The sequence below is a fragment of the Zobellella iuensis genome (genome assembly GCF_016746085.1).
Classification (GTDB): domain Bacteria; phylum Pseudomonadota; class Gammaproteobacteria; order Enterobacterales; family Aeromonadaceae; genus Oceanimonas; species Oceanimonas iuensis.
Genome location: NZ_JAERTZ010000015.1, coordinates 64,409 through 88,768, shown reverse-complemented (window position 1 = coordinate 88,768; position 24,360 = coordinate 64,409). Strand labels below are relative to the sequence as shown.

Genomic DNA, 24,360 nt, shown 5'->3' with positions numbered 1-24,360 from the left:
TTGTACTACTGTCCTTGCCGAAAGAGGGCTTGGTGGAAGGCCGCGGCGCACATGGGCACCCGCAAGATCCGGCCGGCGCCCAACCGAAGCGCCCCCAGTTTAACACTCAACCGGGAAACGGCCTTCCTGTTAGGCCGCAGAGCGGCGCTAACCGGGCCGATTTCTTCGGCCATGGCGGACGACCTTGCCCGGGCACCTTATGCGGGACCGGCACCCTGCCCGGCCATCTTGCCGATTAACCCGCAGAGGGCCTGCAGCTCCCGTTGCACCGGCTCCTCGAAGGGAAAGCCGATATTGATGCGCAGGCAGTCCCGATAGCGGTCGGAGGCGGTGAACAGCGCGCCGGTGCGGATATCCAGCCCCGCCCGTTCCGCCGCCCGGCCGAGGGCGTCGCCGTCCAGCCCCGGCACCTGGAGCCACAGCACCAGGCCGCCGTCGGGCTGGCTGATGCGGCACCCTTCGGGCAGGTGGCGGACCAGGTAGTCGAGATACAGCGGCTTGTGCCGGGCCAGCCGGTCACGAGTGCGCCTGAGATGGCGGGCGTAGGCGCCGCTGTCGATAAAATCGGCCAGCGCCAGCTGCATCAGGGTCGGCACCCCTAGCGCCCGCTGCACATAGGGCCGGAAGTAGCGGCCCGGACGGCACCAGCCCAGGCGATAGCTGGGCGACAATGTCTTGGACAGGGAGCCGCACCAGATCACGAAGCCGCCCTCGTCATGGTAGGCGGCCGGCAGCGGCACATGCGGGTGATGCGCCAGTTCGAGGTAGACATCGTCCTCGATCACCGGCACCCGGTAGCGGTTGGCCAGCTGCGCCAGCCGCCGCTTCTGCGCCACCGACATGGTGATGCCCTGGGGGTTCATGTGGGTGGTACAGAACAGCCCCGCCTGCACGGTGCCGAGCCGCAGGTGGTGCTCCAGCTGCGCCAGATCGATGCCGTCGTCCAGCGACGGAATTTCCACGATGCGCAGTGACAGCTGCGCCAGCACCTCCAGCAGGCCGTTGTAACAGGGCGAACTGATGGCGACGGCGTCGCCGGGCCGGGTACAGACCTCGAGCGCGGTCTTCACCGCGTCCATGCAGCCGTGGCCGATCACCAGCTCGTCGGCATCCATCGCGAAGCCGCACTGGCCGAAGTGCCCGGCCAGGGCCTCGCGCAGCACCGCCTCCCCCTGCGGCGCCGGATAGCGGTCGAGGCGTTCGCCGGCCGCCCGCATGGCCCGGCGGAAGCTGCGCTCCAGGGCGGCCCGGCTGGCCTCTTCCAGGGACAGGCGCGAGGTGCCCAGGGGGCCACTCAGGGTGGCGGGGTGGCGATAGGGCACCACGGGGGTGGCGAGCCGGCTTTCGAACGGCGCCCATTCGGGCCCTTGGGTGGCGGCGCGGCGCGGCGCGACGAAAAAGCCCGCCTTGGGCCGCGCCTCCAGCCAGCCGAGGGATTCCAGCTCGGCGTAACAGCTGACGGCGGTGGACAGGCTGACTCCCTGCTGCCGGGCGAACTGCCGCAGCGACAGCAGGCGATCGCCGGCGGCGAGCCTGCCCGCCCGAATATCGCCGATAAATTTCTCCGCCAGCTCCCGGTATTTCGCCATGCCCGCCCCATCTGTACCCGTTAAATTTCCAAAAATTGTATCTGTACCGATTTTTGCCCGCAAGCGACACTGGCTCCGTCACATATCAACAGGGGGAACGGGAGCTATGCAGGGTCGGGATTTATTGCTTATCGTATCGGTGATGGCGATTTGGGGATTCAACTTTTCGATGATCAAGCTCGGGGTCACCGGGATGGATCCGTTGTTGATCGCGGCGGCGCGCTTCGCCTGCGCCACCTTTCCCATCATTTTCTTTATTCGCCGGCCCAAGGTGCCCTGGCGCTACCTGATGGGCTACGGCCTGCTGTTCGGCACCGGCATCTGGGGCATGGCCTCGTGCGCCATCACCTTCGGCCTGTCGTCGGGCATGGCGTCGGTGCTGCTGCAGCTCGACGTGCTGACCACTGTGCTGGTGGGGGTGCTGCTCTACAAGGAGATCATCTCCCCGCGCATGTGGTTGGGCATGGGGATGGCGCTGGTGGGCCTGGTGGTGTCCATCCTCTACACCAACGGCAACGTGACCCCGGCGGGCGTGGCCTTTATCCTGATCTCCGCGATTTGCTGGCCGCTGGCCGGGGTCATGGTGCGCCAGTCGGGCACCCGCTCGCCCTTCGCCTTCAACATCTGGGGCATGCTGTTCGCGCCGCTGCCGCTGATCGGCCTGAGTGTGCTGTTCAACGGGGTGGAGGTGCTCGAGATCACCTACCGGCAGTGGAACGCCGAGGCCTGGCTCTCGGTGCTGTTCCAGGCCTACCCCACCACCCTGTTCGGCTACTGGGTGTGGAACAAGATGCTGCTCAAATACCCCATGAGCCAGATGGCGCCGCTTACCCTGCTGGTGTCGGTGTTCGCCCTGGCCAGCGGCTACCTCATCTACGGCGAGCGGCTGTCCGCCGCCCAGTGGCTGTCGTGCAGCGCCTTCCTGCTCGGCGTCGGCCTGGTGCTCTACCGGGGGCCCTTGCCCGGCGCGGCCAGGGCGGTGAAGCAGCAGAAGGCGGTGTCTTAACGGGCGGCGCCCTCATTGGCAGTCAGAAATGCTTGGCCGGGGTGGAGCAGCTGACGATCCGGCAGGGCTGGTCGCTGATATTGCGGAAACGGTGGGGCTGGGTGGTGGAGAAATAGTAGCTGTCTCCTTCTTTCAGCAGCCGGCACTGGGCGCCGACGATCAGCTCCACTTCGCCCTCGATCACCACCCCGGCTTCCTCGCCCCGGTAGGCCATCATGTCGTGGCCGGTGTCCACCCCGGGCGGATAGGTTTCGATGATAAAGGACATGGCCCTGTTCTTGCGGTTGTAACCCACCAGTTTGAGCGACAGGCTGCCGGTGCCCACGTCCTGCAGCTCGTCGGCGGTATAGAAGATCTGATCGGTGTTCTGCAAGTCCAGGGTGAAGAACTCGCCCACCGTGATGGGAATGCCGTCGAGGATCTTCTTCAGCGAACTGACCGAGGGGCTGACCTTGCCCTGCTCGATCAGCGACAGGCTGGAGTGGGTTACGCCGGTGCGCTTGGCCAGCTCCCGCTGGGAGATGTTACGCAGCAGGCGAACCGCCTTGAGCCGGGCGCCCACGTCGTTGGCATCGTCAGAACCTTGATCCGCTGTCGTCATATCACCACGCCAAGAAAGAGGGGAAAAATTGTGCGAGCCGCATTCTACAGGAAGCCGGAAGAGGCTGTAAAACGATTCTAACTGCCCGACTTATCGAATAAATTTTCCGCTACAACCCCGCCAGCCCCTGGATATCGGTGGGCTGCAGATAAAGCGGATAACGGGGCCGAGGGGTAAACAAGCGAGGATTTACACAACGAAGGGAAGTGATTATGCCGTCGTGGAACGCCACTTTCGGCAAAACAAGGAAAACAATACCGCAGATGGCACCCAGTTATCAGGCCGTGACCAGCATCTCGCGCAACTGGTCTATGCCCATGGGGCGGTGATACTTGAAGCCCTGCAGATAGTTGCAGCCCTGGTGTTGCAGCCAGGCCTCCTGCTCCTGGTTTTCGACCCCTTCGGCCACCACCTCCAGCCCCAGGCCTTTGGCCAGACCGAGGATCGAAAGGGTAATGGCGCAGTCGTCCACATCATGGGGCAGCTCCTTGGTAAAGGAGCGGTCGATTTTGAGCTTGGTGAAAGGCAGGTTTTTCAGCCGCAACAGCGAGGAATAACCGGTGCCGAAATCGTCGATGGACAGCTTGATGCCCATGCGCACCAATTCCTCCAGGGTCTGCCGCAATGCCCTGGAATCGCCCTTGATGGCGTCCTCGATCACCTCCAGCTCCAGCTGCTCGCCCACGACCTGGTAGCGCTCGAGCAGCTCCCAGACCTTGTCGGACAGCAAGGGGTCCATGATGGCGTCGGCCGACAGGTTGACGGCCACCGGCGGTAACCTCAGTGCTTGCCGGCGACTTTCCTGGATATCCCGGCATACCCGCTCCAGCACCCACTGGTCCAGCGCGGCAATCAAACCGGCCTCATAGGCCAGAGGCAGGAACTCGGCCGGCGACATAAAGCCCAGGCTGTCGTGCCGCCAGCGCACCAGGGCTTCGGCCCCCACCAGGCGCTGGCCGTCGTTGGACACTATCGGCTGGTAGACTACGTTCAGGCCGTCGTTGGCGATGGCTTCCGCCAACTGCCCTTCCAGCAGGAAGCGGGCCTTGGCCGAGGCCGATATATCCTGATTGAAATACTGGGCCTGGCGCCGGCCACAGGACTTGGCATGGTACATGGCCGATTCGCTATGGCGGATCAGGGTGGAGATGTCGTCCCCATCATAGGGAAAAAAGGAAATGCCGATGCTGGCGCTGACCTGCACCTTTTGCTCGCCCACCATGATGGGATGGCCTATGGTGTCCAGAATGGCATCCACCACCCCGTGCATGGTGCCCACCTCCTTGGGAAAACGGTAGATCATGGCGAACTCGTCCCCCCCCACCCGGGCCACCAGCTCCTTGCCCGGCAGCAGCATGCCCCGCAGCCGGGCCGCTATCTCGCTAACCACTTCGTTGCCCACATGCAGCCCCATGCCATTGTTGATGGCGTTGAGCCGGTCGATATCGATCCACAGCAGGGCGAAAGGTTCGGGCTGGGCGTTGCCGTCCTGCTCGATCAGCCGTTTGATATGATTGCGCAGGGCGCGCTGGTTGAACAGGCCGGTAAAATCATCGTGGTGGGTCACGTAGTCGAGCTCTTTACGGCTGTTCAGCCAGGCTTCGTGGGAGTTGATCAGGCTGATGCAACCGGCGATGGCGGTCACGAAGGCGATGTCGGCCAGGGTCCAGCGGCGCCGCTGCCCGGCGGCCAGGGAGATCACGCCCCCGAGCCGGCAACCGTCGAAAATGGGTGCATCCAGCAGGGAAGCGACGCCACCGCCACCCCCGTCACAGTGGCTTAAGGTGAGGGTGCGCGGATCCGAGGAGACATCCTCGACGCTGATGATTTCGGCGGCGGACAGGGCGGAGAAATAGTCGCCCAGTTGCTCCCGGCCCAGGTTGCGGGGGCTGCTGTCGAGCCCGCTTTCCCGGCAATAGGACAAGACCCGGTTAAGGCTGTTGCCGCCGATACAGGTGGTCCAGACGCTGATCTTGTCCACGCCGAGCAGCTCGCCGCAGAGGGCACTCAGGGCTTCCAGTTTGCCACGCTTGTCACGCCCGCCGAAGTCCCGGCTGTGCTGCAGCTGCATCAGCGCCTGGTGATAGCCGAAAAAGGTCTGAATTTGATCCACAGATAGTCCGTTAACTGTTTTTATCCCCGCCTATAATGGCAAAGCCATTCGGCACTGTCCATGCGCTTTCCGTCCCGGCACAAAAACAGGACTCCCTCAGGCTATTTAATAACAGCTTGTTTTGTTTGATGTTGTGCCCTCGAGGCTGGCGGGCCTATTCCTCGCGGAAAATGGTGACCTGGCTGAAGCCCAGCTTTCTGAAATACTCTTCACGAAAATCCTTCAGGGTCTTGCGGTCGTTGCGGCTGACGTTGGCCAACTGGGTTTCCATGCGGCGGAACTCGGTCAGATCCACCCCTTCGGCCGCGGCGATGGCGTCGTAGAGGCTGTGGTGCTTGTCGTTGGCGTAGCCGATTTCTTTCTGTTGCTTGCGATAGTGGTAGCGGATGCGAAATGCCATGGATGCGGTTTCCGGGAAAAAGACCATTGTCGCCCCAATGCCGGTTCCGACTCAAGCCCGGGCAAGGGACGGATTCCCATCCGCCCGCCATGGGCGCATAATGGCCGGGAATGAAACGAACCTATGCCGCCCTTTCCGCTGCCGGCACCGGCAGGCGAAACCTGTTGTTACTGCTGCTCTTGCTGGGCATGGCCCTGCTCGCCTTCGTGCTGTACGGCACCGCCCGCCTGCAGGCCATGGCCCAGATCCGCGAGCAGGCCGACGCCAACCTCAACCGCTATATCCTGAGCCTGCAGCACCAGCTCGACCGCCACAAGGACCTGCCCCGGCTGCTGGCCAGCCAGCAGCAGCTGATCGCCCTGCTGCAGGATCCGGGCAATCCGCACAAAACCGACCAGGCCAACCGTTACCTGGCCTGGGTCAACGACACCATGGGCGCCACCGACAGCTACCTCATCGCCACCAACGGCATCACCCTGGCCGCCAGCAACTGGGACCAGCCCCGCCCCTTCACCGGCAACGACTACAGCTTCCGCCCCTACTTTCAGCAGGCGATGGAAGGTGGCCCCGGCCGCTATTTCGCCCTGGGCAACGTCTCCCGGGTGCGGGGTTACTTCTTCTCCCACCCGGTGATGCAGGGCGAAGAGATCATCGGGGTGACAGTGGTCAAGGTGGACCTGGAAGACGTGGAGGAAGACTGGAGCGATCCGCTGCTGGACATACTGGTGATGGACGAGGACGGGGTCATCTTCATCTCCACCCGCGCCCACTGGCGCTTCCGCACCCTGGGCCAGTTGCCGGGTTCCGAGCACATGCTGGCCAGTCGCCAGTACGGCAACCACAGCCCGCGTCCGGTGCCGTCTCGGACAGCAGACCGGCCACCGACCCTGGCCGCCCTGCTGTCCGAGACGGATATCGCCCGCATCCGGGCCAGCCGGCGCTACGGCCAGGCGCCGCTGCTGCCCCTCGACATAGTGCGGCGGGAAGCCACCGCCCAGGGTGACCTGCTGCTCACCCTGATCGATCAACCACCCAGGTCCGATGGCCTGGATCCGCAGCCGACCGGCCACTACCTGCTGGTCAGCCGGCTGCTGCCCGAAGCGGGCATGAGGGTGGCGGTGCTGGCCAGCCTGCGCCCGCTGGAAACCAGCGTCTTCCGTACCCTGGCAATAGGGCTCACCTTCTACCTGGTGGTCGCCGCCCTGGCACTGTTCCTGGTGGCCCGGCACCGGCTGAAGAAACGCTACGAGGCCGAGTTGCAACGGGCCCACGAAGCCCTGGAATTGCGGGTCGAACAGCGCACCCGCGAACTGACCGAAGCCAACCGGCGGCTGCAGCAGGAAATGGAGCAGCACCACCAGACCCAGAACCAGCTGATCCAGACCGCCAAGCTGGCGGTGCTGGGCCAGCTTTCCGCCGGCATCAACCACGAGCTGAGCCAGCCGCTCACCGCCATCTGCCACTATGCGGACAACGCCCGCAAGCTGCTGGAGCGGGGCAAGGCCGGGTCGGTGACCACCAACCTGGAAGAGATCGCCGGCCTGGCCGGGCGCATGGCCACCATCTTGCAGCCGCTGCGGGAATTCGCCCGCCAGAACGGCGATCTCAGGCAGAGCGTCAACCTGCAGCACCTGCGCCAGGGGGTCATGGTGATCATGGGCGGCCAGCTGGAGCAGCAGGGCGCCCGCATCGACTGGCCCGACGATCTCGGCGGAGTCTGGGTGCGCGGCGACATCGGCCGGCTGGAGCAGGTGCTGGTGAACCTGATCAGCAACGCCCTGCAGGCCATGGCCGGGCAGGCGGAACCCCGCATCGAGGTGGGCCTGAGCGCCACCGACGAGGAAGTGCAGCTGACCCTGCGGGATCAGGGCCCCGGCCTGGCGGAGCACACCCTGGAGCACATCTTCGAGCCCTTCTACACCACCAAGTCCGCCGGCCTGGGGCTGGGGCTGTCCATCTCCCACCGTATCGTCCAGAGCATGGACGGCCGGCTGGAGGCGCGCAACCACCCCGGCGGCGGCGCCCTCTTCACCCTGACCCTGAAACGGACCCGAGAGCACAAGCAGGAGCCCCGATGAACAACGAGCACACCGTCATCCTGGTGGACGACGATCCCCATGTCCGGCTGTCCGCCGGCCAGACCCTGGAGCTGGAAGACTATCAGGTCGTCGCCCTGGCCAATGCCGAGCAGGCCCTGGCCCTGATCGACCGGGATTTTGCCGGGGTGCTGATCACCGACATCAACATGCCGGGCATGACCGGACTGGAACTGCTGCAACAGGTCAAGAGGGTGGATACGGACATTCCGGTGATCCTGATCACCGGCTTCGGCGACATCTCCATGGCGGTGGGCGCCATCCGCAACGGCGCCTATGACTTTATCGAAAAGCCCTTCTCCGCCGACCTGCTGCTGGACGTGGTGCACCGGGCCCTGGAGAAGCGCGCCCTGACCCTGGAAAACCGCCAGCTGCGCCAGGAGCTGCAGGCCCAGAGCGCCCCCGGCCCACGCATCATCGGCAACACTCCCCCCGTCCAGCAACTGCGCCGGCTGGTGCAGGCGGTGGCGGAAACCCCCGCCGACGTGCTGCTGATGGGCGAAACCGGCACCGGCAAGGATCTGCTGGCCCGCTATATCCACGAGCACAGTCCGCGGCGGGAGCGCAACTTCGTGGCCATCAACTGCGGCGGCATGCCCGAGACCCTGATCGAGTCCGAGCTGTTCGGCCACGAGAAGGGCGCCTTCACCGACGCCAAGGAAAGGCGCATCGGCAAGTTCGAACACGCCCAGGGCGGCACCCTCTTCCTCGACGAGATCGAAAGCATGCCCATGAGCCTGCAGATCAAGCTGCTGCGGGTGCTGGAGGAGCGGGCCATAGAGCGGCTCGGCTCCAACAAGCTGATCCCCTTGGATCTGCGCATCATCGCCGCCACCAAGGCGGATCTCAAGGCCCAGGCGGAGGCCGGGGAATTCCGGGAAGACCTCTACTACCGGCTGAACGTGGTGCGCATCGACATCCCGCCCCTGCGCGCCCGGACCCAGGACATCCCCATGCTGTTCCAGCACTTCGCCCTGCTCGCCTCCGCCCTGTACGAGCGGGAGATACCGCCCCTGTCGGCGGAACGGATCCACAGCCTGATGAGCCACGACTGGCCGGGCAACGTGCGCGAACTGCGCAACCTGGCGGAGCGCTACGTGCTGCTGGGCGAGGCCTGCACCTTCGACTTCGACGACAGGCCCATCCTCGATCAGGATCCCAGCGCCCTGGGGCTGTCGGCCCGGGTCGACCACTTCGAGAAGACCCTGATCCAGGCCGAGCTGGCCCGCCACGGCGGCTCCATCAAGGACACCCTGGAAAGCCTGCAACTGCCGCGCAAGACCCTGTACGACAAGATGAAAAAGCACGGCCTGGACAAGAACGACTACAAGGCCGAGCTGGGCTGAGCGGCACAGACTGGAGCAGCATCACCTCCGTCCTTCCTGCTATCTCCGGTATCCTCTCGGTTGGCGCCAGCTCCATGGGTGGAAATCCGCCCATGGATTTCCGCTCCCCGCCGTTGCGGGCAAAACAATACTAGCCTGATTACCTTCCTCGTTCCCTTTATCGCCCGCTGTTCGGGCCAATCCTCAGGCCTGATCATGCCCAATCGGGCCCATGGGTGGAAAACCATCCACCATCATTCGACAAACGGCGGATTTCCACCCATTTTCATCCGGTCGAAAGGGTGAAAGTTAACCACCATGTCTCCCCTTGTAGTGGAAATGTAACACCAGAGCACCATCCCGGGGCAATCACATAAAGTTGGTCTCTTTTTTGCAAACCACATGTTAACAGCAACGCCAACCTGATCACCTTCCGGTTACAGAAAGTGAACAGTGGCAGGGAAAGCCGACCGGTCCGCCAGGGCCGGAGCAAAAACAGAGGTAAACCATGTCAAACGCCGAACAACAGCTCGACAGCCTCAGCCCCGAGGAGCGTAAAAAGCTCGAGGAGCTGATGGAAAAAGACGCCAAGACCGAGCGCAAGCTCACCGGGCCCTGGGCCTGGCTGGTGGCCGCCCTGGCCGCCGCCATGGTCGCCATCTATTTCTACGGCGCCGGGGTGGCCGCCCTCAGCACCCAGTACCACCTGGGCGTGTACGTACTGATCACCTTCGTCCTGGTGTTCCTGCTCTACCCCGCCGGCAGCCGCACCGCCCACGGCGGTCTGTCGCTGATCAGCGCCACCTTGCTGTCGGTGCTGGTCAGTTGCTTCTTTATCTACGACTCGCCCACCGCCTTCTACCAGCAGATCTCGATGTTCCGGGAAACCTGGGAATACGATGGCCTCGCCACGGCCCTATCCCAGGACCTGGGCAAGCTGCACTACAGCCTGTGGCTGGTGCTGCCCTTCGCCGCCGTGCTGCTGCCGCTGGATCAGTGGCTGAGCAAGCGCAACCACAACAGCCCCACCGCCAGCGATGTGATACTGGCGCTGATGGTGGCCGGCACCGTCATCTACTGGATCAGCCAGTTCGAGGCGCTCAACTACCGGGCCGGGGCCGAAAACGAGGTGGACATGCTGGTGAGCATCGTCGGCCTGCTGCTGTCGCTCGAGATCTGCCGCCGGGTGCTGGGCTGGTCCATCACCCTGATCGGGGTGGGCATGATCTGCTTCGCCCTGTTCGGGCCCTACCTGCCGGAGCTGTTCGCCCACCGGGGCTTCCGCTTCGAGCGCCTGGCCACCGCCCTGTTCCTCACCACCAACGGGGTGTTCGGGGTCATGGCCAGCGTACTGGCCACCTACGTGATCCTGTTCATCTTCTTCGGCGCCTTCCTGCAGAAGTCCGGCGCCGGCAAGTTCTTCATCGACCTGCCCCTGGCCCTGGCCGGCCGCTCCACCGGCGGCCCGGCCAAGGTGGCGGTGATCTCCTCCGCCCTGTTCGGCTCGGTGTCCGGCTCCGCCATCGCCAACACCGTGTCCTCCGGCGCCTTCACCATCCCCATGATGAAGCGGGCCGGCTTCAAGCCCCATGTGGCTGGCGCCATCGAGCCCGCCGCCTCCATCGGCGGCATGTTCCTGCCCCCCATCATGGGCGCGGGCGGCTTCCTGATGGCCGAGCTCACCGGCACCCCCTACTCCACCATCATGATACTGTCCATCGGGCCCGCCCTCCTCTACTTCCTGGCGGTGTACTGCATGGTGCACTTCGAGGCCAAGAAACACGGCCTGGTGGGCATCCAGGGCGAGGAAATCCCGCACTGGAAAACGGTGTTCAAGGCCGGCTGGTACTACGCCCTGCCCCTGGTGATCATCACTGTGCTGCTGCTCAGCGGCCGTTCCGCCGGCAACTCCGCCTTCTGGGCCACCCTGTCCTGCATCGCGGTGAGCTGGGTCAACAAGGAAACCCGCATGGGGCCGAGGGAGATCTGGAATGCCATCCAGGTCGGGGCGCGCAACACCCTGATCGTGGGCGCCACCATCGGCGTGATCGGCGTCATCGTCGGCACCATCTCGCTCACCGGCATGGGCCTCAAGTTCTCCGACCTCATCATCTCCATGGCCGGCGACAGCCTGTTCCTCGCCCTGGTGCTGGTGGCCATCGCCTCCCTGGTGCTGGGCATGGGCGTGCCGGTGACCGCCGCCTACCTGATCGTGGCCGTGCTGGCGGTGCCTGCCCTGGGCGAATTCGGCGTGGCCGCCATCGCCGCCCACATGATCGTCTACTGGCTGTCCCAGGACTCCAACATCACCCCACCGGTGTGCGTGGCCGCCTATGCGGGCGCCGCCATCGCCGGCTCGGATCCCTGGAAGACCGGCTGGACCTCGTTCAAGTTCGCCAAGATGCTGTACGTGATGCCGCTGCTGTTCGCCTACGTGCCCGCCATGCTGCTCGACGGCACCTTGCTGGAGATCATCACCGCCTTCGTTTCCGCCACCCTGGGCACCATCGCCTTCGGCGCCTTCGCCATGGGCTACCTGCGCCGCAGGACCAGGCTGCATGAATGGCTGCTGCTGGGCGTGGGCACCCTGCTGCTGTACTGGCCGACCTTCATCTCCGATTTCGCCGGTCTGGCGGTGATCGCCCTGGTGTGGTGGCTGCAGCGGGAAGGCAGCACCGCCCCGGCGGTCAAGGTCAACCATTCCAACGCCAGCTAAGGACGTCACCATGAGCCAAATCAAGCTAATCGTCTACGCCACCGACTTCTCCGAAGGCTCGGCCCACGCCGCCGAGCTGGCCAGGCAGCTGACCCGGCTGCACGGTGCCCGCCTGCACCTGCTGCACGTGATCACCGAGCTGCACGACCGGCACTGGCGCGGCATTCCCGGCGGCCTGATGGAAGAGTTCGCCCGGGAGATCAAGACCCAGGCGATGACCGACATGCACGACTTCGCCCAGCGCTTCTTCGGCGATTTCGAAGGCGAACTGACCACGGACGTGGTGATAGGCCCGGCCGCCGAGGAGATCCTGGTCCAGGCCTCGGCCCTCGGCGCCGACCTTATCGTGATGGGCACCCACGGTCGCAGCGGGGTGGAAAAGCTGCTGGTCGGCTCCACCACCGAGCGGCTGATCCGCAAGTCCATGATTCCCGTATTAACTGTACCCGAGCGCGGCTGAGAGGCCCGCCCCCCCTTCTCGAAGGAAGACCGAGAGAAACCATAACAAAGAGGAAATGACTATGATGTTGAAGCAACTGTTCAAACCTTCCAAGGCGCTGGCCTCCCTGACCATCGCCGCCGTGGCGGCCTTCGGCATGAACGCCACGGCCCAGGCCCAGACCGAGCGCCTGGCCTTCTCCGGCGGCCCCGACGGCGGTACCTTCCAGTACTTCTCCAACGGTATCGCCACCCGGCTGTCGCGCACCATGGAAGGGGTGGAAGTGTCCAACATGGCGTCCGCCGGCTCGGTGGAAAACCTGCGCCGGGTCAACTCCCGCGACGCCGACTTCGGTATCGTCTACTCCGGCGACATCTACCTGGGCCTGCAGGGCAAGCTGACCAACGACACCCGCCAGTACCGCAACGCCCAGGCCATTTCCTACCTGTACGGCGCCCCGGCCCACCTGATCGTGCTGGACGGCTCCGGCATCACCGACGTGGCCCAGCTGGCCGGCAAGAGCGTCGCCGTGGGTCCGGCCGGCTCCGGCGCCGCCGCCTCCGCCCAGCGCTTCTTCGAGGGCGTGGGCCTGTGGGACAAGATCACGCCCCAGTACATCGGCTACAACCAGGGCGCCTCCGCCCTGGGGGATCGCCAGATCGACGCCCTCTGGGTGTTCGCCGGCTTCCCCAACGCCTCGGTGATCCAGGCCGCCTCCAGCAACAAGGTACGGCTGCTGCAGGTGAACGACGCCGCCGAGAAGGGCACCCTGTTCAATGACCATCCCTACTACGCCACCGTGACCATCCCCTCCGGCACCTACCCGGGCGTGGACTACGACGTGGTCACCATCCAGGATTCCGCCCTCTGGGTGGCCGGCCGTCACCTGTCCGAAGACAAGGTGTACGACAGCCTGAAAGAGATCTACTCCGAAGATGGCCTCAAGTTCATGTACTCCGTGTCCCAGGCCGCCGAGGCCATGACGCTGGAAGACGGTCTGCTGGGCGTGGTCACCCCGCTGCACGAAGGCGCCAAGAAGTTCTGGACCGAGCAGGGCAAGACCCTGAGCAGCACCCAGCAATAATCCTTTTCAGGCTCCGTTAGCCTTTTCCGCCCCGCTCCCGCAGCGGGGTTTTTTTATGGTGGCGTGAGCAGGCTCCCGCTTTGCCCGCCCCGCTATTGGTCCGGCCGCCGCCCAGGCGTTATAACAATAATTCAACATCGAACAATCATTTTCCAGGGACAGGTGGAGCTGTGAACCCATTCAGATTTGGCATCGGCGGCAGGCTGCTGCTGGCGTTCCTGCTGCTGGCGGCCATCACCCTGCTGGCGGCGGGACTCTCCTGGCGCAGCAGCGGCGAACTGGAGGCCCGGCTGCAGCAACTGCGGGAAACCAGTATAGGGGTGCTCTACGCCGCCTCCCGCCTCAACGACCAGAGCCGGCAGGTGGTGACCATGGTACCGCAGCTGGTCAGCGCCGAGTCCCGCGCCGAACGGGAGCGGGCCCGCCAGGGCCTGGATCTGGCGCTGAACGGCATGGAAGACTGGATGCGCCACCTGCCGGACTACAACCGCTACTTTGTCGAGATCACCGATCAGATCCGCAACAGCGTCGAACTGCTCGACACCACGGTGATCCGCCGCGAACAGCTGGCCTGGGAAAGCCAGCAGCGGCGCCAGTTGCTGTACCCGCTTTACCTCCAGGTCAGCGACGTCCTGCAGGCGCGCCAGGCCCAGTCTCCCGAGCCCGAACTGGCCATCATGCTGCAAACCATCAACTACCTGGCCGCCCTGGCGGAAAAAATCGCCAACGACACCAGTTTCAACGAGCTGGACTACACCTTCCTGCGACTGGAAGAGATGGCCGAGCGGCTCGGCCGGCAGAGCCTCCCCCTGCCGGAGCCCGGACGCCAGTCACTGGAGCTGCTATTGCGCCTGGTGTCCCGGGACGGCCCGCTGTTCCGGCTGAAGAACGAAGAGCTGGATCTGCGCTACCAGGAGCAGTTCCTGGTGGCCAACAGCCAGCGCCACGTGCGCCAGCTCGCTATCCAGATAGCCCACTACAGCGAGGCCGCCAACCGCCAGGTGGATACCGACATCGCCCAGTCGGCCCATACCGTGGCCCGGGCCAGCCATGCCACCCTGCTGCTGTCCCTGCTCAGCCTGGTGCTGGTGGCCGGCATCTCCTGGCTTTATGTCAGCCGCAACGTGCTGGCGCGCATCGCCCGGCTGCAGCACAACATGCGCGCCATCGCCAGCGGCCGGCTGGATACCCCCATCCGTATCCGCGGCCGGGATGAAGTGGCCGGCATGGCCCGGGATCTGCGCCACTTCCAGCTGACCGCCCTGCGGGCGGAGCGGGCCCGCCACCGCCTGGCCCGGGAAATCGAGGACCGGCTCCATGCCGAGCGCCAGCTGCGCCTGACCCAGGAAGAGCTGATCCAGGCCGGCAAGCTCGCCGCCCTGGGCCAGCTCAGCGTGGCCATCACCCACGAGATCAACCAGCCGCTCAACGCCATGAGCACCCAGTTGCATTCGGTGGGCCGCTACCTGGCCCGCAACGAAGCGGACAAGGCCGAGCAGGGCCTGGGCAAGCTGCGCCAGTTGCTGGACAAGGCCGGCACCATCACCCGCCACCTGCGCAGCTTCGCCCGCAAGGCCGACAGCCGGCTGTCGCCGGTGGCCCTGGCGGCGGTGGTGGAAGCGGCGGTAGAACTGCTGCAACCCAGGTGGCACGGGGTGACCCTGAGCATCGCAGGGGATGCCGACACCCTGGTGCAGGCCGAGGCCATCCGCCTGGAGCAGGTGCTGGTCAACCTGCTCGGCAATGCCCTGGACGCGCTGGAGGGGCGGCCGTCTCCCGAGGTGCGCATCCACTGGCGGCAGTACCGGGACCAGGTACAGCTCAGCCTGGAGGACAACGGCTGCGGCATTCCCCCCGAGCAGATGGAGCAGATCTTCGACCCCTACTACACCACCAAGGCCCCGGGCAAGGGCCTGGGGCTGGGCCTGGCCATCAGCTACAACATCATGCAGGACCTGGGCGGCCAAATTCGCCTGAGCTCCACCCCCGACCGGGGCACCACTTTCAACCTGCGTTTCAACAGGGCATAACATGGAAATACTGCTGATCGACGACGAAGCCATGGTCAGGGACAGCCTGACCGAAATGCTGGAACTCGAAGGCTTCCGGGTGCGGGCCTACGCCGATCCCCGCCGCGCCCTGGCCGAGCTGAGGCCGGGCCGTGAGGCGGTGCTGCTCACCGACGTGCGCATGCCGGGGCTGGACGGCCTCGAACTGCTGCAATTGGTGCAGGCCAGGGACAGGGAGCTGCCGGTGATCCTGATGAGCGGCCACGGCGACATTCCCATGGCGATCCAGGCGATGAAGGAAGGCGCCTACGACTTCCTGGAAAAACCCCTGCAACCCGAGGCGCTGCTGGAGCGGCTGCACAGCGCCATGGCGCAGCGCCGCCTGAGCCTGCTGCCGCAGTCGCTGCCCGAAGGCGAGGATCCCCTGGCCCGCACCCTGCTCGGCCAGTCCGCCCCCATGCAGCGGCTGCGGGAGCAGATCCGGGTGCTGGCCGCCGCCCAGGTGGACACCCTGATCTACGGCGAAACCGGTACCGGCAAGGACGTGTCGGCCCGCGCCCTGCACGACGCCAGCCCGCGGCGGGACCAGCGCTTCGTGGCCATCAACTGTGGCGCCATGCCCGAGCACCTGCTGGAGAGCGAGCTGTTCGGCCACGAGGCCGGCGCCTTCACCGGTGCCCAGCGCCGCCACATCGGCAAGATAGAAGTAGCCCACGACGGCACCCTGTTCCTGGACGAGATCGAGAGCATGCCCCTGGCGGCACAGATCCGCCTGCTGCGGGTGCTGCAGGAGCGGACCATAGAGCGGGTCGGCGGCACCACCCCCATAGCAGTGCGGATCACGGTGATCGCCGCCAGCAAGGCGGATCTGGCCGAGCTCAGCGAGCAGGGCCGCTTTCGCGCCGACCTCTACTACCGGCTCAACGTGGCCTGCCTGCACCTGCCGCCGCTGCGCGAACGCAAGGAGGATCTGGCCGAGCTGTTCCGCTTCCACGCCCGGCAAGCGGCGGACAAATACCAGCGCCCCCTGCCCGGCCTCAGGCCCAGCCAGCTCGCCCGCCTGGAGCAACACGCCTGGCCCGGCAACGTGCGCGAGCTGCGCAACGTGGCCGAGCGCTTCGTGCTGGGGGTGGCCGGCGAGGGGCTGAACCTGGACCAGCCCGAGCCGACCGCCGACGGCGACGGCGACACCGACTTCGAACAACAGCTCGAAGGCTACGAGCGGAGGCTGATCATGGACAGCCTGCGCCGCCACCAGGGCCAGATCAACAAGGCCGCCGAGCACCTCAACCTGACCCGCAAGACCCTTTACCGCAAAATGAAGAAGTACCAGCTGGACAAATGGGACTACCGCGGCTGAGCCTCCCCGGGCTTTGGGACAACCCTGTCCCAAAGTCCTCCTCGCTTGTCATCATAACTTTATAACAATATGAAATATAAAGATAAAAAATCATGGCATCGATTTTGCCGTAGGGAATGGGCCCAAACGGGCATTCACCTATGGACTCAATTAACGATGAAGGACTGACATCATGACCAAAACCGTGCTGAGCGGCCTGCTGGCCACCACCCTGCTGTGCTCTCCCTGGCTGCAGGCCGAACAGATCGTCGTGGCCCATCGGGGTGCTTCAGGCTACCTGCCGGAGCACACCCTGGCGGCCAAGGCCCTGGCCTACGCCATGAAGCCCCATTACCTGGAGCAGGATCTGGTGATGACCAAGGACGACCGCCTGGTGGTGCTACACGATCACTACCTGGACCGGGTCAGCGACGTGGCCGAACGCTTCCCCGGCCGCGCCCGGGAAGACGGCCGCTACTACGCCATCGACTTCACCCTGGACGAAATCCGCCAGTTGCGGGCCACCGAGGTGTTCAACCAGGACGAAGAAGGCAAACAGGGCGCCGTCTACCCCGGACGCTTTCCCCTGTGGCAGTCCAGCTTTCGCATTCCCACCTTCGAGGAGGAAATCGAGCTGATCCAGGGCCTGAACAAGAGCCTGGGCTACGACATCGGCATCTACCCGGAGATCAAGGCGCCCTGGCTGCACCACCAGCACGGCAAGGACATCGCCCGCGCCACCCTGGAGGTGCTCAAGCGCTACGGCTACACCGAGCAGGACAGCAAGGTCTACCTGCAGACCTTCGACTACAACGAGCTCAAGCGCATCAAGGAGCAGTTGCTGCCGGAATACGGCATGGACATCAAGCTGGTGATGCTGCTGGCCCATACCGACTGGGACGAAACCTTCGAGCAGGATGCCCAGGGCCAGTGGATCCCCTATGACTACGACTGGATGTTCGAGCCCGACGCCATGGCCACCCTGGCCCGGCACGCGGACGGCGTCGGTCCCTGGATGCCGATGGTGGTGGCCGACGGCTCCACCCCCGGCAACATCGAGCTGACCGGCCTGGCGGCCCGGGCCCAGGCCGCCGGCCTGGAGGTGCACCCCTACACCCTGCGCCTGGATGAAGGCCGGCTGCCCGCCTACGCCGAGAACTTCGAGCAGCTGCTCGACGTCTTCTACAACCAGGCCAGGGTGGACGGGGTCTTTACCGACTTCCCCGACAGGGCCGTCGCCTTTTTGGAACGGCAGGCGGAGTGAGACACCAACCCAGAGCGCCATGTAGTTTAAAAATCAGGCAGGGATGATTCTTGGGGCGCGGGCGGCCCGCCCGCATGAGGATGGCGCCGAGGTGGGCGAAGGCACAGCCCAGCCCGCAATGCCTGTTCTGCCTCGAGCCTCTTTGAACCTGTGGTGTGGCGGGCCAGCCCGAGGGTTCCCGCTGCGCGGGAAAGCAGGCGGGCCGCCTGCGCTCCACCAGTCAGGTGCCAATCTGCAAACGTCGTTTGCCACCGACGAGAGTCGCAGGGATAAGCGGGCAGTCCACAAGGGACAGTCCTGTCCCTTTTTAACAAAACCGGCGGGACAGGGATGTCCCAAAGCCGGTTATCAAACCAGAAACAAAAAGTTAACACACTGAAAATAAAAGATTAAAAATATTGGCACCCATATTGCCATAGGGAAAGAGCAACACCGGGCACCGCCCATACGGAATAATCGACAAGATAAGGACGAAAACCATGACCAAAAACCTGCTCACCGGCCTGCTGGCCTCCGCCCTGCTCGGCTTCGGCGTCGCCGCCCAGGCCCAGGACTGCCCCCGCGGCGTGCTCGACGACATGTACTGCGACAGCAACGGCGACATGGTGGCCGACACCCCCGCCGATCCCAAGCAGTGGAAGGACCCGGGCACCCTGGTGTTCACCTATACCCCGGTGGAAGATCCCGCCGTCTACCGCGACGCCTTCGCCGACTTCCAGAACTACCTGGCGGAAAAAACCGGCAAGAAGGTGATCTACTACTCGGTGCACTCAAACTCGGCCCAGGTCGAGGCCATGCGCTCCGGCCGGCTGCATATCGCCGGCTTCTCCACCGGCCCCACCGGCTACGCGGTCAACCTGGCCGGCTATGTGCCCATCGCCGTCAAGGGCACCGAAGAGGCCTTCCAGGGCTACAACCTGATCATGCTGGTACGCGCCGACAGCGACATCCAGACCATGGAGGACGTGAAAGGCAAGACGGTGGCCCACACCGCCGTGTCCTCCAACTCCGGCAACCTGGCGCCCCGCGCCCTGTTTCCGCTGATCGGTCTGACCCCGGACGAAGACTACAAGGTGGTCTATTCCGGCAAGCATGACCAGTCGGTGATGGGCGTACTGTCCGGCGACTACGACGCCGCTCCCGTGGCCTCCGACGTCTACGATCGCATGGTCGAGGCCGGCCGGGTCAAGGGCGAGGACTTCCGCACCATCTATACCAGTGCCCGTTTCCCCACCTCCGCCTTCGGCTATGCCCACGATCTGCACCCGGATCTGGTGGCCAATATCAAGGACGCCTTCGACAGCTACCGCTTCCCGGCCGAGATGCAGGAGACCTTCGGCGGCGCCGATCGCTTCTACCCCATCACCTACAAGGAAGACTGGCAGATCATCCGCGACATCGCCCACGCCACCGGCACCGCCTACACCAAGAACGGCCTGCAGCAACTGGCAGAGAAAGAAGCCGCCGACGCCGCCAAGCAACGGGCCGAAGCCCTGGCGCAACAGGCCCAGCAGTAACCGCCATCCCGTTTAACCCATAACGGTGTTACCACGGCTGTGCCTGCGGGCACAGCCTGTGGATCGCCATTGCCCGAACAACCCGATAATCAGCAAGGAAGAACTGATGACCACCTCCTATCTGCAGATCAAGCAGCTCAGCCACGCCTATACCCCGGGCAAGCTGATACTGCGCCAGATCGACATCGACATCACCGAACCCGGCATCATCGCCATCATAGGCCCTTCCGGCACCGGCAAGAGCACCCTGCTGCGCTGCATCAACCGGCTGATCACCCCCAGCCACGGTCAGATCCTGTTCCAGCAGGCGGATCTGGCGGCGGCCAGGGGCAAGGAACTGCGCCGGCTGCGCCGCCATATCGGCATGGTATTCCAGGAATACAACCTGGTGGAGCGGCTGACGGTGCTGGAAAACGTGCTCACCGGCCGGCTCGGCTACATGAGCGCCTGGCAGGCCTGGCGACGCAACTTCGCCCGGGAGGATCTGGATCGGGCCTTCGAGCTGCTGGAAAAAGTGGGCCTGGCCGACTTCGCCATGCAGCGGGCCGACAGCCTGTCCGGCGGCCAGCGCCAGCGGGTGGGCATCGCCCGTGCCCTGATGCAGCACCCCTATATACTGCTGGCGGACGAGCCCACCTCGTCGCTCGATCCCAAGACCGCGGTGGAGATCATGGAGCTGATGGACACCCTGGCCGCCAGCCAGGGCATACCCACCCTGGTCAATATCCACGACGTCAAGCTGGCCCAGCGCTTCGCCCGGCGCATGATCGGCATGAGCGGCGGCCAGGTGGTGTACGACGGCGATCCGGCCGGCATCACCGACGCCCACCTCAAGCAGATCTACGGAGGTGAATCATGGCTGGTGTAACCCGATCCAACCCCTTCCGCCAGAGCCCGGCGGCCCGCCTGGGCTGGCTGGCGGTCGCCGCCTACGTGATCTACGGCTTCGGCGCCATGGATCTCAACTGGGCCCGCTTCGTCGACGGCCTGGGCCACGGCGCCCGCCTGCTGGATCGCATGTTCCCGCCCAACTTCGATCGCTGGGAGATCCTGCTGCACGACCTGATCGAAAGCCTGCAGATCGCGGTGATCGCCAGCGTGGCCGGCATCTTCATTTCGCTGTTCGTGGGCCTGCTCGCCGCCCGCAACCTGATGCCCGCCCTGGTCACCTCGCCGGCACGGGTGCTGATCGCCGTATGCCGTACCTTCCACCCGGTGATCATCGCCATCCTCTTCGTCAAGGCGGTGGGCTTCGGCGCCCTGGCCGGTATCCTCACCCTGGTAGTGGCCTCGGTGGGCTTTATCGCCAAGCTGTTCGCCGAGGCCATAGAGGAGATTTCGCTCAAGCAGGTGGAGGCCATCCGCGCCACCGGCGCCGGCTTCGTCAGCGTCATCCTGTTCGCGGTGCTGCCTCAGGTGTTCTCCCGCTTTATCGGTTTTTCCACCTACCAGCTCGACTCCAACCTGCGCAACTCCACCATGGTGGGCCTGGTGGGCGCCGGCGGCCTGGGCGGCACCCTGTTCGCCGCCTTCCAGCGTTTCGACTACGACTTCGTCACCGCCATCCTGCTGACCATCATCGCCCTGATCCTGGTGGGTGAGGCCCTGTCCAACGCGGTACGGAGAGTTTTCCAATGAGCAGCCACACCCAGTCGATGGAGCAAGCCCCCATGTCCCAACCTCAACGCCACTGGCAACGCTTCACCCCGCTGCAACGCCTGAGCCGCTACCTGGTCTACCTGGTGATCGTCTCCGCCTTCGTGATCTCGGTGCGCACCGTGGAAGTGATCCCCGAGTTCCTGTTCGATGCCCCCCAGCAAATGGCGGACATGTTCGCCCGCATGTGGCCGCTGGAATGGGCCTCCTACCCGGCCACCATCCACGGTGCCCTGATGGAAACCCTGCACATCGCCACCCTGGGCACCCTGCTGTGCCTGCTGCTGGCGGTGCCCCTGGCGCTGCTCAACGCCGGCAACGTGGTGGCCTCGCCCTGGCTGAACTGGCTGGCCCGCTTCTTCCTGGTCTCTTCCCGCTCGGTCAACTCCCTGGTGTGGGCCCTGCTGTTCGTGGCGGTGTTCGGCCCCGGGGTCATCGCCGGGGTGCTGGCGGTGGCGCTGCGTTCGGTGGGCTTCGTCGGCAAGCTGCTGGCCGAGGCCATAGAGGAGATCAACATGGGCTCCATCGAGGCGCTGCGCGCCACCGGCGCCTCCACCGCCAGCGTGCTGCTCAAGGGCTACTGGCCCCAGGTGATGCCGGCCTTCTTCAGCATAGTGCTGTTCCGCTGGGACATTAACGTGCGCGAGTCGGCGGTGCTGGGGCTGGTGGGCGCCGGCGGCATAGGGGTGGTGCTGAGCGACGCCATGAACCTCTTTATGTGGGAACGGGTGGCCACCATACTGGTGAGCATACTGGTGGTGGTGCTGCTGGCCGAGTGGCTGGTGGTGCAGGTGCGCAAGAGGTTGCTGTAATGACACTGAACAATCACTATCTGGTACTGCGCCACGGCCACAGCCTGGCCAACCAGGCCCACCTCATCATCAGCCATCCCAGGCAGGGCGAGGCCGGCTACGGCCTCTCCCCCCAGGGGCGGCAACAGGTGGCCTGCACCCTGGCGAACTGGCCCTTCGCCCGGCCGGATCGCATGATCAGTTCGCCGTTTCTGCGGGCAAGGGAAACGGCGGCCCTGGCCGCCGCCCGCTTCCTCTGCCCCCTGGGCGAGGACATCGCCCTGCGCGAGCGCTTCTTCGGCGAGCTGGACGGCGGCCCGGACCTGCGCTACCCGGACGTGTGGCAGCAGGACGAGCTGAGCCCGGATCACCATTACGCCGGGGTCGAAAGCCTGAACCAGGTGGCCCGGCGCGGCTGGCAGTTGCTCGAGCGGCTGGAGCAACAGCACCGGGGCCAGACCCTGCTGCTGGTGAGCCATGGCGATACCCTGCAAATCCTGCTGACCTTGGCCCTGGGGCTGCCCCTGGGCCGCCACCGGGAGCTCAAGCCCCTGGCCACGGCAGAAGTACGGGAGCTCAGCCTGGCTCCGCAGGCCGTCCTGCCCTGAGGACCCTGACCACCACCCGAAAGAGGGCGTGCCGGGCGGCTATACTGTAGGCAGTTGCCACCCGAACGCGGACACGCCCATGTCGACCTTTTCCACCGAGCACGACGCCATTCTCGACGCCGCCCTCCACCTCGCCCTGCACAGTTCCTGGGAAGCCTTCAGCCTGCAGGAGCTGGCCGATACCCGGGAGCTGAGCCTGGCCGAGATCGCCCGCCATTTCCGCTCCAAGGACGACATGGCCGAGGCCCTGTTCGACCGGGCCGACGCCGCCATGCTGGGCCTGCCCCCGGACGAGGACGAAGCCCTGGCGGAGCGGCTGCTGATCCGCATCATGGCCTGGCTGGACTACCTGGCCCCCTACCGGCCGCTGGTGCGGGACATGCTGGCCTACAAGCTGGAGCCGGGCCACTTCCACCTGCAGGCCCACGGCATCACCCGGGTCAGCCGCACCGTGCAGTGGTTCGTCGAGGCCGCCCAGTGGCGCCCGACCGGCCTCGGCCGCATCCTGGGAGAGCTCACCCTCACCTCCATCTACCTCACCGCCGTGGCCAGTTTCCTGGTGGACGGCAGCGACAACCTCAACACCACCCGTACCCTGCTGCGCGGCCTGCTGGACAGGGCGACCCGGCTCTGCCCCCGGTGCTGAACGGCCATGGACGGCCTGAGCCACGCCCTGCTCGGCGCCACCCTGGCGCAACTGCCCTCGCCGCGCCGCTGCCCCCTGGGCCGCAACCAGCGGCTGGGGCTGGGCGCCCTGGGCGGCCTCTTCCCCGACATCGACTACGTCCTCTTCCCCTGGTCGCCGCTGGAGTTCCTCGCCTACTGGCACCAGGGGCCGACCCATTCCCTGCTGCTGGCGCCGCTCTGGGCCGGCCTGCTGGCCCTGGTGCTGCGGCTGCACCCGGCCCTGCGCGCCCAGGGCCGCTGGCTGTTCCTGCTCCTCCTTATCGGCATCCTCTCCCACGACCTGCTCGACGCCCTCACCGGCTACGGCACCCAGCTGTTCTATCCCCTGAGCCGGGCCCGCTTCAGCGCCGACCTGCTGTTCGTGATCGATGGCTACTTCACCCTGCTGCTGGCCATCGCCCTGGCGGTGCTGTACCGGCGGCCGGGCCGGCGGCTCGCCCTGCTGCCGCCGCTCCTCTACCTGGGCCTGCTGCTCGGGCTCAAGCAACTGGCCCTGTACCAGGGCGGTGCGCCCGTGGCCATTCCCCAGCCCTTTTCCCCCCTGTACTGGCAATTGATCGACCCCCACCGCCAGCAGTCGCTCTACCTGCGGCTGGCGCCGGATCCCGTCGCCGCCCGGGTCTCTTCCCGGCTCGGCTACCCCGGCTGGCGGCAGGGCTACCAGGCCGGAGTCGGGGCCCGCTGGCAGCCCTATGGCCCGAGCAGCGCCGACCCGGACTGGCAGGCGGAGGTGGAGCAGGCCTGGCGGCACCCACAGTTCCGGCCCTTTCGCGACTTCGCCCGCTATCCCTACCTGTACCGGTTGGAGCAGTATGAGGACGAACGCTGTGTCTGGTTCAGCGATCTGCGCTACGACTGGCCCGCCCTGCCGGCCAGCTTCCGCTACGGCCTGTGCCGCCAGGCCGGCGGCGACTGGCAGCTGTACCGGATGCGCTACCTGAGCGAGCGGCGCCAGCGGCTCTAGGCGTTGCGGGTCAGAAGCTGGCGGTAACGGTCTTCCCCCGGCCTATTACCGGGGAAGGCGGCCTCCGCCGCCATGGACAAGAGGGCCGGTTTGGGACTAGATTCTAACGGTCAAACAGATCCGCGACGCCCAGGGAAGGAGCCCGCCGCCAAGACC

The 24,360-nt window shown here is 65.4% G+C and carries 20 protein-coding genes; 16 read left to right on the top strand and 4 right to left on the bottom strand.

Annotated elements, in window-relative coordinates:
- Positions 1–197: 197 nt before the first annotated feature.
- A complete protein-coding gene (locus tag JKV55_RS06640) occupies positions 198–1,589 on the bottom strand; it encodes an aminotransferase-like domain-containing protein (protein WP_202083470.1) in 1,392 nt (463 codons plus the stop codon).
- Between the two features lie 106 nt (positions 1,590–1,695).
- Between JKV55_RS06640 and JKV55_RS06635 the strand changes: the two genes are divergently transcribed.
- Positions 1,696–2,595, top strand: coding sequence for an EamA family transporter (locus tag JKV55_RS06635; protein WP_202083468.1), 900 nt, complete (start codon positions 1,696–1,698; stop codon positions 2,593–2,595).
- Between the two features lie 22 nt (positions 2,596–2,617).
- On the opposite strand, the gene JKV55_RS06630 is transcribed toward JKV55_RS06635, so the two are convergent.
- From JKV55_RS06630 to JKV55_RS06620, 3 genes are all read right to left on the bottom strand, one after another.
- Positions 2,618–3,196: a cupin domain-containing protein gene (locus JKV55_RS06630; RefSeq protein WP_202083466.1), complete on the bottom strand. Its 579-nt coding sequence runs from the start codon at positions 3,194–3,196 to the stop codon at positions 2,618–2,620.
- 277 nt (positions 3,197–3,473) lie between these two features.
- Complete coding sequence (locus JKV55_RS06625; RefSeq protein ID WP_202083464.1) at positions 3,474–5,309, bottom strand: sensor domain-containing phosphodiesterase; 1,836 nt, start codon at positions 5,307–5,309, stop codon at positions 3,474–3,476.
- Positions 5,310–5,463: 154 nt separating this feature from the next.
- Positions 5,464–5,709 (bottom strand): DUF2960 domain-containing protein, encoded by a 246-nt coding sequence (locus tag JKV55_RS06620; protein ID WP_202083462.1) that lies wholly within the window; start codon positions 5,707–5,709, stop codon positions 5,464–5,466.
- A 110-nt stretch (positions 5,710–5,819) separates the two neighbouring features.
- Between JKV55_RS06620 and JKV55_RS06615 the strand changes: the two genes are divergently transcribed.
- From JKV55_RS06615 to JKV55_RS06545, 15 genes are all read left to right on the top strand, one after another.
- Positions 5,820–7,787 carry a sensor histidine kinase gene (locus tag JKV55_RS06615; protein WP_237332716.1) on the top strand — a complete coding sequence of 656 codons (1,968 nt, stop codon included), beginning with the start codon at positions 5,820–5,822 and terminating at the stop codon, positions 7,785–7,787.
- Entirely contained in the window at positions 7,784–9,151 is a 1,368-nt protein-coding gene (locus tag JKV55_RS06610) for a sigma-54-dependent transcriptional regulator (RefSeq protein WP_202083460.1), read from the top strand. The genes JKV55_RS06615 and JKV55_RS06610 overlap by 4 nt, the downstream gene beginning before the upstream one ends.
- Positions 9,152–9,638: 487 nt before the next feature.
- Positions 9,639–11,846 (top strand): TRAP transporter permease, encoded by a 2,208-nt coding sequence (locus JKV55_RS06605; RefSeq protein WP_202083458.1) that lies wholly within the window; start codon positions 9,639–9,641, stop codon positions 11,844–11,846.
- A 10-nt stretch (positions 11,847–11,856) separates the two neighbouring features.
- Positions 11,857–12,306: a universal stress protein gene (locus tag JKV55_RS06600; protein WP_202083455.1), complete on the top strand. Its 450-nt coding sequence runs from the start codon at positions 11,857–11,859 to the stop codon at positions 12,304–12,306.
- 61 nt (positions 12,307–12,367) lie between these two features.
- Positions 12,368–13,369 carry a TAXI family TRAP transporter solute-binding subunit gene (locus JKV55_RS06595; RefSeq protein WP_237332715.1) on the top strand — a complete coding sequence of 334 codons (1,002 nt, stop codon included), beginning with the start codon at positions 12,368–12,370 and terminating at the stop codon, positions 13,367–13,369.
- Positions 13,370–13,539: 170 nt separating this feature from the next.
- Positions 13,540–15,399 carry an ATP-binding protein gene (locus JKV55_RS19910; RefSeq protein WP_202083454.1) on the top strand — a complete coding sequence of 620 codons (1,860 nt, stop codon included), beginning with the start codon at positions 13,540–13,542 and terminating at the stop codon, positions 15,397–15,399.
- Between the two features lies 1 nt (position 15,400).
- Positions 15,401–16,738 carry a sigma-54-dependent transcriptional regulator gene (locus JKV55_RS06585; RefSeq protein WP_202083452.1) on the top strand — a complete coding sequence of 446 codons (1,338 nt, stop codon included), beginning with the start codon at positions 15,401–15,403 and terminating at the stop codon, positions 16,736–16,738.
- Between the two features lie 172 nt (positions 16,739–16,910).
- Complete coding sequence (gene glpQ / locus JKV55_RS06580) at positions 16,911–17,981, top strand: glycerophosphodiester phosphodiesterase (protein WP_202083449.1); 1,071 nt, start codon at positions 16,911–16,913, stop codon at positions 17,979–17,981.
- A 479-nt stretch (positions 17,982–18,460) separates the two neighbouring features.
- Positions 18,461–19,498 (top strand): phosphate/phosphite/phosphonate ABC transporter substrate-binding protein, encoded by a 1,038-nt coding sequence (gene phnD / locus JKV55_RS06575; protein WP_202083447.1) that lies wholly within the window; start codon positions 18,461–18,463, stop codon positions 19,496–19,498.
- Between the two features lie 106 nt (positions 19,499–19,604).
- The gene (gene phnC, locus JKV55_RS06570; RefSeq protein ID WP_202083439.1) at positions 19,605–20,366 is read left to right on the top strand and encodes a phosphonate ABC transporter ATP-binding protein; all 762 of its coding nucleotides are present in this window, start codon (positions 19,605–19,607) and stop codon (positions 20,364–20,366) included.
- Positions 20,354–21,136: a phosphonate ABC transporter, permease protein PhnE gene (gene phnE, locus JKV55_RS06565; RefSeq protein WP_202083437.1), complete on the top strand. Its 783-nt coding sequence runs from the start codon at positions 20,354–20,356 to the stop codon at positions 21,134–21,136. Before phnC ends, phnE (JKV55_RS06565) begins: the two co-directional genes overlap by 13 nt.
- Entirely contained in the window at positions 21,133–21,966 is an 834-nt protein-coding gene (phnE, locus tag JKV55_RS06560) for a phosphonate ABC transporter, permease protein PhnE (protein ID WP_202083429.1), read from the top strand. The genes phnE (JKV55_RS06565) and phnE (JKV55_RS06560) overlap by 4 nt, the downstream gene beginning before the upstream one ends.
- Positions 21,966–22,553, top strand: coding sequence for a histidine phosphatase family protein (locus JKV55_RS06555; RefSeq protein ID WP_202083428.1), 588 nt, complete (start codon positions 21,966–21,968; stop codon positions 22,551–22,553). The genes phnE (JKV55_RS06560) and JKV55_RS06555 overlap by 1 nt, the downstream gene beginning before the upstream one ends.
- A gap of 79 nt (positions 22,554–22,632) precedes the next feature.
- Positions 22,633–23,199 (top strand): TetR/AcrR family transcriptional regulator, encoded by a 567-nt coding sequence (locus JKV55_RS06550; RefSeq protein ID WP_202083426.1) that lies wholly within the window; start codon positions 22,633–22,635, stop codon positions 23,197–23,199.
- 6 nt (positions 23,200–23,205) lie between these two features.
- Positions 23,206–24,204 carry a metal-dependent hydrolase gene (locus JKV55_RS06545; RefSeq protein WP_202083424.1) on the top strand — a complete coding sequence of 333 codons (999 nt, stop codon included), beginning with the start codon at positions 23,206–23,208 and terminating at the stop codon, positions 24,202–24,204.
- The last annotated feature ends 156 nt before the right edge of the window (positions 24,205–24,360 follow it).